The following is a 13,757-nucleotide window of genomic DNA, read 5'->3' as shown; positions in this document are numbered from 1 at the left end:
ACTCTATGGGCCGCACACGACTTTGACACGCTTCAGCCATGGGAGGATTTTCCACGATGCCCCGGCGGTTATTTACGATTCTCCCGCCTGTGGGAATACCGGCAGGAATGACGGCGAGAATACCGGCCGACGATGCGGATACGCCCGACCCGCCCGCGTCTCATGGGTGGGTGCGCATGATTTCGTCGCCGATTATGGGGATCGGCGCACGCGATATGACGAGGATGTTGACGTTCTCCCCCACCACGATGCCGATGGCGAGCAGGATGCCGAAATACGCGCGGTCGATGTCCATCGTCTCGATGGCGGCGACCGCGGCGACGATGACGAGGCACAGCTTCGCCGCCCACGACACGATCATGCGGCGGGTCAGCGCTCCCCCTGTTTTGCCGCGGCGGATGGCGCGGATGACGGATTGCGAGGTGGCCGTGCACGACACCCACGAAAAGGCGAAGGCGAGCGCGGCCGACGCGAGCTGCGTGAGTCCCGCGCGCGCGTGGATCCACAGTGCGGCGATGGCGAAGACGATGACGAGTGCGACGGAGGACCATACGATGGCGCGGTGCATGGCGCGCACGACCGGCTGACGGCGGAACGCTTCGCGCGGGTCGTCGGCGGACGCGGCGCTGCGTTCGGAATCGTTTTTCTTAACGCCCATCTCGACGTCCGTCTCATCGTTCTTCCCGGCATTCTGCGTCATTCAGCGCTCCTTCCCGTCGCCGCGCCCGTCCACGGAATCGTCAGTGAAACCGCCGGCGGCCACGGGGCTGCCAGCGGGAACATCGTCGCCGTCGCGTCGCGCATGATGCGCGGACTGCACATCGGAGCGACCGCCCACGCGCCCGCGCACCGCACGCCGCGCAATCCGCCGCCGCCTCAGACACGGCCAGAAAGTCACCACAAGCAGCACGCACGCGGCCACTGCGCAGACGGCCACCACGTCCTGCCACGTCAGGAAAATCGTCAGCAGGGAGCCGAACGCGAACAGCGCGGCCCACGCCCACAGAATCAGCACGGCGCCCTGCACCGAATGGCCGATGCGCAGCATGCGGTGATGCAGGTGCTGGCGGTCCGGATGCATCGGCGACTGTCCGCGCGCCAGACGCCGCACGATGGCGAGCACCATGTCGAGCAGCGGCAGGAACAGCACGAACAGCGGCAGCAGAATCGGCATGAACACGGGAACGTACTGGCTTGTGTGCAGCGTGGACGGGTCGAGATGCCCGGTCACCACCATGGACGCGCATGTGATGAGGTAGCCGAGCAGCATGGAGCCCGAATCGCCCATGAACAGCTTGGCGGGATGCCAGTTATGAAGGAGGAATCCCACGCAGATGCCGACGAGAGCGACGTCGATCAGCGTGGCGATGGACGCGTAGCTCGGCGAATGGCGTGCCAGCATGTACGAGTACGCTGCGAACGCGATGCCGCCGATGCCCGCGATGCCCGCGGCCAGGCCGTCGAGGCCGTCGACGAAGTTCACGGCGTTGATGCATGTGACGAGCACAAGCGCCGTGAACGCCACCGACAGGCTCGGCGACGCGGTGATCAGCGAACCGAAGGGCAGCGACACCACGCGGATGCCGCCCCAGGAGACGAAGACGGAGATGAGCAGCTGCCCGGCGAGCTTGAGCATCCAATCGAGATCGAAGATATCGTCGAGAACGCCGAGCGCCACGATGAGAACCGCGCCGATGGCGACGATCCATGCCTCGTCGTTGCCGATGAACGCGCCGGAGATAAAAGGCAGGCGCGAGGCGAAGACGATGGCGACGACGAATCCGATAAGCATGCCGACGCCGCCCATACGCGGGGTGGGAACGGTATGCACATCGCGGGCACGGACCTTGCCGACCGCGCCCGCCGCGATGGCGAGATGCCGCACAAGCGGCGTGATAAGCCAGGTGACGCCGCCCGCGATGGCGGCGATGAGCAGGTAGACCCTCATGCGCGGCCTCCGTTCTGTCGGGCGTGCGGTTTGGTAGGCGCGGGCGCGGGCGAATCCACGATGGCTCCGCGCAGCACGGCGCGGATGCGGGAATCGTCGATCACGCCATGGCGCAGGATCGCGATGCCGTCGGCGCCATCCGGATCGGCCGCGACAATCGTGCTCGCCACGGCACCCGGCGTGGGGCCGGCATCGATGTAGAGGTCCACACTGTTGCCGAGCTGGGCGTAGGCGTCCTGAGCGGTCATGCACGACGGGCCGCCGGAGATGTTGGCGCTGGACGCCGCGAGTGGCCCCGTGACGGCGATGATGCGCCGCGTCACGTCGGAATCGGGCACGCGCACGGCCTGCGTATGGTCGTCGGCGCGCACCGTGGCGAGCCGGCACTGCGGTCCCGCGAGGCAGATCGGCGAAAACGGCCCCGGAAGGAACCGGTCGGCAAGGACGTCCAAAGGCGCGGGAAGTCTCAGGTCAAGCGATTCCAACCTGTCTTGGGAATCCAGCAATACCTGCAGTGATTTGGTGCGCGGACGGCGCTTGGCTGTGAAAAGACGATCGATTGCCGCATTGTTGGCCGGATCGCACGCGATACCGTAAATCGTGTCCGTGGGAATGACCACAAGACCACCCGCCGCGATGATGCGCTCGGCCTGCGTCAGCGACTCGTCGCTCACCGGCAGGACCGGTGCCGCATGCGACGTGTGCAATGCGCAAAGTTGTTCCATACTCGATTCCATCGCAACCCATGCTATTGCCTGCCGTGCATTTTCACACCGTGGGAACGCGCAACAGGCGGCGACTCGGCTAGTCGGCATGCGCGATGGAATCGACGATTCTGCCGTCACGCAGAACCACCGTGCGGTCGGTACGGGCGGCGAGCTCGAGGCTGTGCGTGACCATGACGACGGTGGTGCCCGTCTCGGCGATCTGCCTGAGAAGGCCGACCACGATGTCCGCGTTCTTCGAATCGAGTGCACCCGTCGGCTCGTCGGAGAACACAATGCCTGGCGAGCACGCGAGAGTGCGCGCGATGGCGATGCGCTGACGTTCGCCACCCGACATATCGGATGGATATGCGCCAGCGAGATACCCCACGCCGAGACGACCCATCGCATCCTCCGCCAGCCGCCGCGCCTGGCCTGCACGATGTCCGCACAGGCGCAGCGACAACTCGATATTCGCCCGCCCGGTCAGCGAATCGATGAGGTTGTAGTCCTGGAAGATGAAACCCGCGGTATCACGCCTGACCACAGACACATCTTGGCGCGACATGCGAGTGATGTCGGTTCCGCCAAGCCGTACCGCTCCTCCGTCCACGCTTTCCAGTCCCGACAGGCAGTACAGCAGTGTGGATTTCCCGGAACCGGACGGCCCTACGATGGAGACGAATTCACCAACATCTGCGGAAAAATCCACGCCGTGGAGCACCTCGTTCCATTCCTTGCGCCTGCCGAGGCGGAATCGCTTAATCACGCCTTGCGCTTGTACTGGCCGCCAGTCTTCGGCCGATTCAGGTGCATCGCTTGCGGTTGCGTCGGTTTTTGTGTTGTTGTGAGAAATCATGGCTGGTCCTTGAGTCTGTTAGACATGTGTGATGAGTGAAGATATGGATGGAGGCGCGGGAATCGTGGTATCACGAACGGGATCTCCGCGTCACCACTCGTTATCTGTCCGTTGCACGAACGATAGTGAGCGGATCGCGCTGTGTTTGTAAGGCGAGTATTGAAACGAGCAGGATTGCGAGAAGTGCAAATCCCGCTGCGATGATGCAGAACGCACTGGAGTCGATGCCCGCATAGCCGGCGCCCGGAACTGGTCCTGCGCCCAACGCCGCACCGATGGCCAGCGCATTGACTTCGAGAATCGCAACGGTCAGGATGGCCGCGACGAGGGAATAAACGAAGGCTTCCACAAAGCCGGACGCGATGATGGCACGCCGCGGAACGCCGGCGACCATGAGCAGTGCAGTATCGGTTTTACGTTGAGCGCCTGTGATGACGATGATGCAAAACGCCGCGACCGCGGCGAGGATGATCGGTGACATGAATTCGAAGACGATTTGCCCGGCGGGAGTCACCTGCAACTCGGATTCGGAAACGCCCCGGGCACGTGAGACGTTCCTGATCTGCCGTACAAGCCCCATGATGGCGCCGACGGTACCCGCCGCCACGCAGATAGGCGTCACCATGGCGGTCGACATGCGGATGCGACGCCTGGCAGAGCCGCACGCCAAGAAGGAGCCCAGTCCTCCCGATTGCGGGATGAGACGGGACACGACTGCGACGGCAAGAGGCACAACAGTGGATTCGCACAATGCGAGTGCAAGAAGCCAACCCAAGGCGCAGCCCCAATAGGCCGCCATCAGGCCGTCCAAGGTGTCGGAGGAAATGGTGGATGGCTGCTTCGAAATCGCTACATATCCGGTGATGATTCCTACCGCCACGGCGATACCCAAAAGAAGACGCACAGGGTGGTGGCGCGTTCTCGACAGGCCCGTGTCGCGCACGACCGTGGCGATATCGATGTGGGAGATGGACCTCATGCTGCCCGCTCCGGCAAGCGCCGTCACCGCTATGCCGGTAGCGATACCGATCGGAAGCGCGATGGCGGAAATCGATTCGTGCATTTCATCGACCGAGGGAAACGATACGCGAAGGGCCCACGACGAGTAAGCCGGCCACAGCAACCAGGCGACCAGGCCACCGAGAATGCTAAAGATGATGGCATCGATGACAAGAGAGCACCAGTACAAACCCTGGCTCTGCCTGACACTGGCACCCGCCAACTGCCACCGCGCGATGCGCGGCGAATCCACGGCGATTGACGTGGAGACAACGGCGGGGACGATGGCCAGCACCCCGAACGCAATGAAAGCCAGTTGCATACCGCCTAGGGAGATGTATTCCTCACCAATGTCGCGCAATCCAAAGTCAAGGTCATCGGCATAGGGGGCGCCGGCGGCGATGAAGCCGATCGACAGGCACAGCAGACACACCGCCACCGCTAGGAACACGCCCAACGCGAGCCATTGGCGGCGACATGCATGCATCTCTTCCGCGATGAAATGAATCATTGAACCGTCACCTCCTGATATCCGCAGCATCATGGCGCCGAATATCTTCCTCATGTTACATTACGGAAAAGTAGGTTGCATAAGAACACGGAAACTCTAGGTGTCTCAAGGATGGTCGGAGGCCTTTGCGCGACGGCGCATCGGCTCCGTCGACGTTAGCGTTGGTTACGGACTCTGCATGAGCACGAGGCGAGAGATGATGCAAGACAACAAAAGCAACTCGGACAACACACCCTCAACGACGTTGGATGACCTGCCCCAGTATCTTTTCAGCTTCAGGTACTCCGGCGATGACGACGACACGACGATCGAGAAATATGAATCCGCGGCCGATGGCGTTCTCGAAGGATATCTATGCCGCGCCCGCCCGATTCCACCGTGCACATCCCATCACCCCCATCGCCCCGGCAACTCGTCGCCCATCACTCCTTGTCACCCCAGTAGTACGAGAAGTAGTAGTCCTTCTGCTTCTCATTGCGGGGGTCGTCCGCCCCGACGTCAACGTAACCGTCGCCCCATTCCACCGCGCACGACCCGCCATCGTAAGGCACGTACACCACGGACCGACGGCTCCAGAGCACATCGCCCCCAGGGCCGACATGCTCCAGCGTGAACCGCGTTGGCGTCCCGGACATGATCGTGGCGCTGGCCAGCATGTCCGCCCGCAGGCTGTACGTCCCGTCGGGCGACTGGGACCTGCACCACGTGCGGTTGCCGATGTACGGCACTGTGGTTACCCCGTAATAGAGAAGAAACACCAGCAGGCACCCAAGGAGCGCGTTCAGCGCCGTCGACATGCCATGGAGCTCGTGCGCGCCGCCGGTCGGCCTTCCCATTTCCACAAGCCACGAGACGAAATAGAACGCCAGCATGACGATGCACAGTGGAATGGCAAGGCACGCAATCACCAGTGCGACGAACACGATCAGAGAAAAAACCTCCACGGGTTCCATGACACCCTCCCGTTCAGTCGGTGACGGGGACGAGGAAGGCCTCATCCGACGGGCAGCCTGGGAAGGAGACGCGCGCATACCGGCCACTGCCCTTCTCGCCGAGACGCCGCACACCGTCATAGGAATCGGCAAAGACCGGGTCGCCCGTCGCGCACCCCGGGACGACAATGGTCCGGCTGTCCTCGAAGTCGTCCTCGCCTGCTCGCAGGAGCAGACACTCGCCCGCAACGCCGGGGCACGTCGTTCTGAGGGCGGTCCAGCCGGAACTTCCGGCGGGCCTGCCGTAATACCCCAGCTGGATTTGGAAACACAAGGCAATCACCAGCGCCTGGATCAGAATCGCCGCAACGAACTTCACCACTACGCATCGCCCGATTCCATCCGCCGTCGGATCGCCGCAGCCTTCCCGGACTGCACCCGCAGCCGAAAATCTCAATCGTTTCATTTCTAACTCCCTAACCTCATCCCACAAAATCGACAAAGACATGGACACCGCACAAACGCATCAATGCAAGCCGCCGCGGCATCGCGCATCGAAGGGCAACAGCAGATGTCATGCCTGGCGCCAGACGCAGGGACACACCTCGCGCACCTCCGCGGTGCACGCCGCCGCGCGCCGAACGCCTTGTGGAAACAATCCCGCGCATTACCGAACCCCTCCGGCTCTCCGATTCCGATGCAACCCGGCCACCGCCCGGGCTCCATCACCCCACGGCAACCGAAATTGGAAAAAGCGTAACAGGACGAACGCCCGGACCACCCCACGCGCACGGCACCATCACAATCCCCACGCAACCGACACGACCCAGCGCCCCCGCGCACCCCACGCACAGGACGCAGACCCACGCCGGCAGGACACGACACGGCCCAGCACTTACCCCGCGCACGGCCCCCGGCCGGACACGCGGCAGACTAACCGCTAATCGTCCATTGGCGAAGAACGTCTTCAAGGAAAGCAAAGAAGTCCCCATAGCGCACGGCATCGTCGAAAGTGCCACCCTCACGGTTATAGACCACCGTCGCCTCACCCGTCAGACTCACAAGCACGAGGTCGGTATCCGGCATCATTCCGACGACAAGCCAGCCGCCCTCGGGCGTATAGGGATCATCAAGCTCCAGCAGCGGCGGATGGACGACGCCATACAGCTCGATGCCCTCCGGAGAGAACAGACGCCCGCCGTCGCTGATCTCCAGCCAGCTCCTGAACGACGCGGGAAGCACGACGCCATTGCCGCACTCGAATTCGGAAATCTCCGCATCGGTCGCACCAGGACGCAACCGCGTCCCATCCACCTGCGCCAGATTCGCGGCGATTTGCCGCATCAGTTTTCTCCTCCTGTCGGTGAAGTCTTCCTCTGCAACCATGTCTGTGTTCCTTACGATGCAACGGATCAGGTCAGGATTACGTAACGCTTCCAACGGTACATGAGCGATGCCGTTCCAGACGCCATTGCATGTACCGTACCACGATTCACAGCGGCGCGCAGGCGAAACGACTCTGCGAAGCGAGCACGGATCGCTCCCGCAATGCCAATCACCTGGCTTCGCCATGGTTTCGCCATGATGCTCAATGCCGAGGGCGCGGCATCGTGCACCCTCGACCGCAGATAGACCACCCCGGCCGCCCTTACGGCACCACAACCGGCGTCGAGGGAGCATTATCCTGCACCCTCGACCGCAGATACCCCGCCACAACCGCCATTCCGGCCCCATAACCCGCACCGAGGGGCAACAACGCGCACCCTCGACCGCGATTACCCCGCCACCAGGCCTCTCCGGAAAGCTAACGCGCCGCCGCAGCATTCCCGCGGCAACCCGCCTTACTCTCCGTCGCGGCAGGCGACGAGGAAGCGGTCACGGCCGGTCAGGTCTGGCTCGGTGCGCGGCCGCACAAAACCCATGCGCAACGCGGCCTCGCGCAACGCAGCACCTTGCGTGATGTCATGCTCCATCACAACTAATCCGCCCGGGCGCAGCAGCGTGCGGATGCGGCGCAGCAACAGCACGGGAATGTGCAATCCGTCATCCGAACCACCGAACAGCGCCACATGCGGGTCCCAATCGATGACCTCGGGCTGTTCGGGCGGCGTGGCAAGCGGAATATACGGCGGATTCGTCACCACCGCGTCCACCGTGCCGTCGAGCTGTGCGAGGGTCGCGGCATCGGTGGCATCCGCCTGCACAAGATGGTAGCGGTCGGCGGCCCCGGCAATGCCGTCAAGAACGCGGCTCGCGTTGCGGCGAGTCCAGACGATGGCGTCATCGTCTTTCTCCACGGCCCAGACCTGGCTCGCCGGCAGTTCGGTGACGAGGGACAGGCCGATGGCTCCGGTCCCGGCACACAGGTCCACGATGCGGGTGCCCGCTCCCGGTATGCAAGCGGACCGCAGCCAGTCAAGCGCCAGATCGACGGCCATTTCCGTCTCGGGCCGCGGCACGAACACGCCGGGGCCGACGTCGAGGCTCAGATAGCGGAATGGCGCGGTTCCGACGATGTATTGCAGCGGTTCTCGCGCGCAACGACGGCGCAGCGCATCATCGAAACGCGCCAACACGGATCGCGGCATGCCAGCGAAATGCGACAGGAAGACATCCATCGTCTCCCCCATGAGCATCGCCCGGCGCACATCGCCCGGCTCGCAACCAGCCGCCCAAGCAAGCAGAAGCACGGCTTCGTACTCGCCGTGCTCCACGCCCGCGTGTTCCAATGCCGCGCCCGCAGCGATCACCGCGAGGCGCACATCGGACGCATCCGATGGTGCATCGAAGCGATCGTCAGTCATTGCCGCCAGCGGCGCGCGACAGGCGGTCGGCCTCGTCGGCGCGGATGTCGGAATCGATCACCGCCTGCAGGTCTCCGTCGAGCACCTGATCGAGGTTGTAGGCCTTGTAGCCCGTGCGATGGTCCACGATGCGGTTCTCCGGGAAGTTATAGGTGCGGATGCGCTCGGAGCGGTCAAGCGAACGCACCTGGGAATGGCGCAGATCCGCGGCTTCCGCAGCCTCCTGCTCGTGCTTGATGGCGAGCAGGCGGCTCTTGAGCACGCGCATGGCAGCCTCGCGGTTCTGGATCTGACTACGCTCGTCCTGCATCGTCACCATCATGCCGGTGGGCAGGTAGGTCAGGCGCACCGCGGAATATGTGGTGTTCACGCCCTGGCCGCCCGCGCCGGAGCTCATGTAGGTGTCGACGCGGATGTCCTTGGGATCGATCTCGATCTCGTCGGTGTCATCGTCGGCCTCGGGGAACACGTACACGCCGGCCGCGGAGGTCTGGATGCGGCCCTGCGACTCGGTGACGGGGATGCGCTGCACGCGGTGCACGCCGCCCTCGTACTTGAGCGACGCCCACACGCCATCCTCGGGGCTCGGGTTGCCCTTGGCGCGGATGGCGATCTCGCAGTCCTTGATGCCGCCGAGCTCGGTGGTGTTCTGGTCCATCACCTCGACCTTCCAGCCGCGCTTCTCCGCATACCGCGTGTACATGCGCAGCAGGTCGCCGGCGAAGAGGGCCGCTTCCTCGCCGCCAGTGCCGGCCTTGATCTCCATGATGGTGTCGCGCGCGTCATCGGGGTCGCGCGGGATAAGCGCGGTGCGCAGCTTCTCCGCCGCCTGCTCCAGCTCACCTTCGAGACGCTTGGCCTCCTCGGCGAACGAGGCGTCCTCTCCCGCAAGCTCCTTCGCGGCCTCGAGATCGTCGCGCGTCGAGGAATACTCGCCGTAGGCCGACACGATGGGCTGGAGCTCGGAATGGCGACGCCCCAGCTTGCGCATCTTGGTCGGATCGGCCGCCACCTCGGGCTGGCTCATCTGCTGTTCGATATTGTGGTACTCCTCAAGCGCCGCCTGCGCCGCGGGGAACTGGTTCTCGTCGCTCATAATGCTCCGTCTCGTACTCTTATTCGCTGTGTTTCACAATACGCCGCGCCCGGCATGGCATCGTTTCCGGCACCCGGCGGAAGGCATACAAAGGCATACAAAAACGCCAGCCCCCGTGGCGGCGTGCTGCAGCACGCTGCGCGAAGACTGGCGTCCGACGTTTGCTACTTGGCGTTGCGCTTGCCGTAACGAGCCTCGAAGCGAGCCACGCGGCCGCCGGTGTCGAGGATCTTCTGCTTGCCCGTGTAGAACGGATGGCACTTGGCGCACACGTCAGCGGTGATATGGCCGGACTTGACGGTGGAACGCGTCACGAAGTGGTTGCCGCAAGAGCACACGACCTCGGTCGGCACATACTCGGGATGGATTCCCTGCTTCATATTGTTCTCCTAGGATTTGAGAAGCCCGGGTCGCCTGCCCCGATGGCAGACGTGAACCGGAACCTCATGCATTATACTCGCCCCGCCCGACTCGGGCAAGGCGCGCTGACTATCGCGAGGATATGGAGGCTCCGCGAGCGCGGCGGGATGCGTCATGCAGCGACGTGCGGGGCGCGGCTTTCGATGACGTCGCATACCTCGTCGAGGGTGCGGCCCGCGAGGTCCTTTTCGAAATCGTTGCGAATCTCCTTGAGCTGCCCGTCGAGCGCCGCGTGGATGTTGCGGCCCACCGGGCACTGCGGATTGGGACTCTCGTGGAAACGGAACACCCCGTCGTCGGCGTTCGTCTCGACCGCCCGGTACACGTCGAGGAACGTGATGTCGTGCAGCGGGCGCGCGAGCCTGCAGCCGCCGGGGCCGCGCCTGACCTCCAGCAGCCCGGCGTCCTGCAGTTGGCGCATGATCGTGCGCACGATGACGGGATTCGTGCCCACGCTGTCTGCCAGCAGCGCGCTCGTCACCTTGTGGTCGCCGCCGAAATACGCGGTCGCGGCCAGCATGTGGATCGCGATGGTGAATTTCGTGGAGATCTGCATGGTGTTTCTCGCTTTCCGCTTCTACGATGGCGCGTTTCTACGATGGCGCGTTTCTACGATGGCGCGTTTCTACGATGGCGCCGATCCGATGTCATGCGCGAGACGCCGGCAGACGCCCCGCCAGCGTGACCGATGCCATTGCGATTGATGTCATCGTGACCGATGCCATCGTGGTCGCCGCCGCCGACATGCGCGCGGGGCGCCCGGATTCCTGCCTGTTAGGCGCGGACAACGCTGATGCGCTGCTGGATGTGGTCGCCCTTCTCGATCTCGTCGACCATCGCGATGGCGTAGTCGGCGTACGAGATGATGGACTCGCCGCGATCGTTGAGAGTGAGCTCCTCGCCGGCGAGCAGGTACTTGCCGGTGCGGTCGCCGTCGGCCTGGAAGTCGCCGGCGGGGCTGGCGTACGTCCACTTCACGTCGCCGCGCTTGCGCAGGTCTGCAAGCGCGGAGGCCATCGCGTTCGCCAGCGGCTTGAAGGAGTCCGGGAAGTCCGGCGTCTGCGACAGGGTGACCGTATGCTCCGGGTTGACGTAGAGCGAACCGGCGCCGCCGACGATAAGCAGGCGGGTGTCGGTGCCGGCAAGCAGGTCGCTCAGGTGGGCGAGCGTCGTGGAGTGCTGCGGGAGGGTGTCCTCCGTCCATGCGCCGAAGGCGTCGACCACGGCATCGAAGCCCTTGAGGTCATCGGCCGTCAGGTCGAAGATATCACGCTTGACGTAGTGCTGGGCATCGGTGGGGTTCTCGTCCTTGCGGCCGAAGGCGGTCACATCGAAGCCACGATTCACGGCCTCGGTGATGATCTTGCGGGCGGCGCGGCCATCGGCTGCAACGACTGCGATCTTCTTCGTCATGATGTTCTCCTGTTCCGCGCCTGCCTCCGGCGCCGTTCTTTGATGTAATCTCTTTTGTTACATCTTGTGATTATGAAGATACAGGGTTGCGGCATGGTTGTCAATATTTTGGTTACATCTTGTGGTTTGCAGAAGGGAAATCGTGGCAATTGGCGGCCTTCATCGGCGTGTCGGCATCGTCAAGGCAGCGAAAACTCGCGCAAAAATCGTGCGCCCGCGCACCCACGCACTCTCACGCACCCTCACGCCCACGCAATGCAAGCGGTCAGTCGCTCGTCACATCGTGCGCCATCTTCTCGAAGGCGCCGATATACGCGTCGCACGCCGCCTTGTCATGCGCCACCGACAGCGTCCACTCCTCCTCGCGACCCGGCGTCATGAATACGCCGTTGTTCATGGCGTACAGCCAGCACAGCTGGTTGAGATCCGTGCGCTGGCCCTGCTTGAAGGTGACGTAATCCACGATCTTGTGCGGCGAGAACGTGACGCAGCCCTTCGCGCCGAAGCCGATCGAGTAGCCGGGGAAGCCGTACTTCTTCACGACCTCGGTGCAGCCTTCCATGAGGTAGCTGTTGAGCTCGTCGAAATGCCTGTAGGCTTCGGGCGTCAGCACCTTCTCGAGGTTCGCGCGCGCCGCGGCGACGCACAGCGGATTGCCCGAATACGTGCCCACCTGGTAGACCTCGCCGGATTCGACCACGCTCATGACCTCCTCGGTGCCGCCGATGGCGCCCATCGGCAGGCCGCCGGAGATGGCCTTCGCCATCGTGACGAGGTCGGGCGTCACGCCGAACAGCTTCGTGGCGCCGCCTGGCCCGATGGTCAGACCGGTCTTGACCTCGTCGAAGATCAGGACCATGCCGTGGCGCTTCGTGATCTCGCGCACCTTCTCCAGATAGCCCGGCTCCGGCGGCACGATCGACATGTTCATGAGGCAGGCCTCCATGATGAGGCAGGCCGGCGGATTGCCGTCCGTCTCCATCTCGCGAATGCGGAATTCGAGCGAATCGGCGTCGTTGAACGGAACAGGGACGGTGAGCGGCACCATGGACTTGGGGATGCCGGCGCCGTACGGGATGGACTTGAGGTGCTTCTTGTCGCCGATGTTCTCGTAATCGCCGACGATCGAGACCATGACGGCGTCATGATGGCCGTGGTAGGAGCCGAAGATCTTCATGATCGGATCGCGGTGCGTGTAGGCGCGGGCGATGCGGATGGCGTCCATCGTGGCCTCGGAACCGGAGTTTGTGAAGCGCCACTTCGGAAGGCCGAAGCGCTGGGTGAGCTCGTCGGCGACCACGAAATCGTCTTCGTCGGGGAGGGCGAAATGCGTGCCCTTCGGGAAGCGGTCGGCGATGGCCTTGCCGATCTCGGGGTTCGCGTGGCCCTGGACCATGGCGCCGAAGCCGTTGTGGAAATCGTAGTACTCGTTGCCATCCACGTCCCAGACCTTCGCGCCCTCGCCGTGGTCCACGTAAATCGGCCACGGGTCGCGCAGCTGGTAGGACGACGCGACGCCGTTGCACAGATGCACGCGCGCCTTTGCGTACATTTCGCGCGACTTGGTGAGCTTGGCGTCGAGTTTCGCGCCTTCGCGCTCGGTAAGTTCCTTGACCTTGGCCGGATCGATTGTTGCGGTCATGATATCTGCCTTTCGTTTTCGACGTTGATAGCAGCTAATCATCGGTGTATTTCGCAGTGGTTAACCGTTTTACATATGTATTTCGAAATTGAGTGGGGCGTTTGAGCGTGGGATGCGCATTTTTCGGGGTGACTGGGAGGGAGGCCTGTTCCCTACGGTGCTCGCCTCGCTCCGCCCCGACGGTCGGTCTCGCTGGTCGATTCCGTGCCAGCGAGAGGCACCGTTACCGGTTCGGCCGTTGAAAACACTGGGCCCTTCCCCCGACGGTCGGTCTCACCGGTCGATGCCGTGCCAGCGAGAGGCACCGTTACCGGTTCGGCCGTTGAAAACACTGGGCCCTTTCCCCAACGGTCGGTCTCACTGGTCGATGCCGTGCCAGTGAGAGGCACCGTTGCCAGTCCGGCCGTTGAAAACACTCGGCTTTCCCCC

14 protein-coding genes are annotated in these 13,757 nt (G+C 63.6%); all 14 read right to left on the bottom strand.

Going from position 1 to position 13,757, the window contains the following annotated elements; all coding sequences use genetic code 11:
* Positions 1 to 160 precede the first annotated feature (160 nt).
* Positions 161 to 700, bottom strand: a complete 540-nt coding sequence (locus PSRA_RS06075) for a hypothetical protein (protein ID WP_094661019.1) — start codon at positions 698 to 700, stop codon at positions 161 to 163.
* Positions 701 to 1,948: a glycosyltransferase family 4 protein gene (locus PSRA_RS06070; protein WP_094661018.1), complete on the bottom strand. Its 1,248-nt coding sequence runs from the start codon at positions 1,946 to 1,948 to the stop codon at positions 701 to 703.
* Entirely contained in the window at positions 1,945 to 2,673 is a 729-nt protein-coding gene (locus PSRA_RS06065) for an L-threonylcarbamoyladenylate synthase (protein ID WP_094661017.1), read from the bottom strand. The genes PSRA_RS06070 and PSRA_RS06065 overlap by 4 nt, the downstream gene beginning before the upstream one ends.
* A gap of 79 nt (positions 2,674 to 2,752) precedes the next feature.
* Positions 2,753 to 3,511, bottom strand: coding sequence for an ABC transporter ATP-binding protein (locus PSRA_RS06060; RefSeq protein ID WP_094661016.1), 759 nt, complete (start codon positions 3,509 to 3,511; stop codon positions 2,753 to 2,755).
* Positions 3,512 to 3,611: 100 nt separating this feature from the next.
* The gene (locus PSRA_RS06055; protein ID WP_143516359.1) at positions 3,612 to 5,075 is read right to left on the bottom strand and encodes an FtsX-like permease family protein; all 1,464 of its coding nucleotides are present in this window, start codon (positions 5,073 to 5,075) and stop codon (positions 3,612 to 3,614) included.
* Between the two features lie 368 nt (positions 5,076 to 5,443).
* A complete protein-coding gene (locus tag PSRA_RS06050) occupies positions 5,444 to 5,974 on the bottom strand; it encodes a hypothetical protein (protein ID WP_143516358.1) in 531 nt (176 codons plus the stop codon).
* 13 nt (positions 5,975 to 5,987) lie between these two features.
* Positions 5,988 to 6,419: a hypothetical protein gene (locus PSRA_RS06045; RefSeq protein ID WP_143516357.1), complete on the bottom strand. Its 432-nt coding sequence runs from the start codon at positions 6,417 to 6,419 to the stop codon at positions 5,988 to 5,990.
* A gap of 467 nt (positions 6,420 to 6,886) precedes the next feature.
* Positions 6,887 to 7,339 carry an SMI1/KNR4 family protein gene (locus PSRA_RS06040; RefSeq protein WP_094661012.1) on the bottom strand — a complete coding sequence of 151 codons (453 nt, stop codon included), beginning with the start codon at positions 7,337 to 7,339 and terminating at the stop codon, positions 6,887 to 6,889.
* A 455-nt stretch (positions 7,340 to 7,794) separates the two neighbouring features.
* Positions 7,795 to 8,757, bottom strand: a complete 963-nt coding sequence (gene prmC / locus PSRA_RS06035; RefSeq protein ID WP_094661011.1) for a peptide chain release factor N(5)-glutamine methyltransferase — start codon at positions 8,755 to 8,757, stop codon at positions 7,795 to 7,797.
* Positions 8,750 to 9,853, bottom strand: a complete 1,104-nt coding sequence (prfA, locus tag PSRA_RS06030; protein WP_094661010.1) for a peptide chain release factor 1 — start codon at positions 9,851 to 9,853, stop codon at positions 8,750 to 8,752. The genes prmC and prfA overlap by 8 nt, the downstream gene beginning before the upstream one ends.
* Before the next feature lie 164 nt (positions 9,854 to 10,017).
* Positions 10,018 to 10,233: a 50S ribosomal protein L31 gene (gene rpmE, locus PSRA_RS06025; protein ID WP_094661009.1), complete on the bottom strand. Its 216-nt coding sequence runs from the start codon at positions 10,231 to 10,233 to the stop codon at positions 10,018 to 10,020.
* A 152-nt stretch (positions 10,234 to 10,385) separates the two neighbouring features.
* On the bottom strand, positions 10,386 to 10,829 hold the full coding sequence (locus tag PSRA_RS06020) for an Rrf2 family transcriptional regulator (protein ID WP_094661008.1): 444 nt from the start codon (positions 10,827 to 10,829) through the stop codon (positions 10,386 to 10,388).
* A 218-nt stretch (positions 10,830 to 11,047) separates the two neighbouring features.
* Positions 11,048 to 11,686 (bottom strand): NAD(P)-dependent oxidoreductase, encoded by a 639-nt coding sequence (locus tag PSRA_RS06015; protein ID WP_094661007.1) that lies wholly within the window; start codon positions 11,684 to 11,686, stop codon positions 11,048 to 11,050.
* 265 nt (positions 11,687 to 11,951) lie between these two features.
* Entirely contained in the window at positions 11,952 to 13,328 is a 1,377-nt protein-coding gene (locus tag PSRA_RS06010) for an aspartate aminotransferase family protein (RefSeq protein ID WP_094661006.1), read from the bottom strand.
* Between the last annotated feature and the right edge of the window lie 429 nt (positions 13,329 to 13,757).

The sequence above is a fragment of the Pseudoscardovia radai genome (assembly GCF_002259605.1).
Taxonomy (GTDB): domain Bacteria; phylum Actinomycetota; class Actinomycetes; order Actinomycetales; family Bifidobacteriaceae; genus Pseudoscardovia; species Pseudoscardovia radai.
Note: the sequence above shows the minus strand (reverse complement) of the source record. Positions and strands in the feature narration are given on the sequence as shown.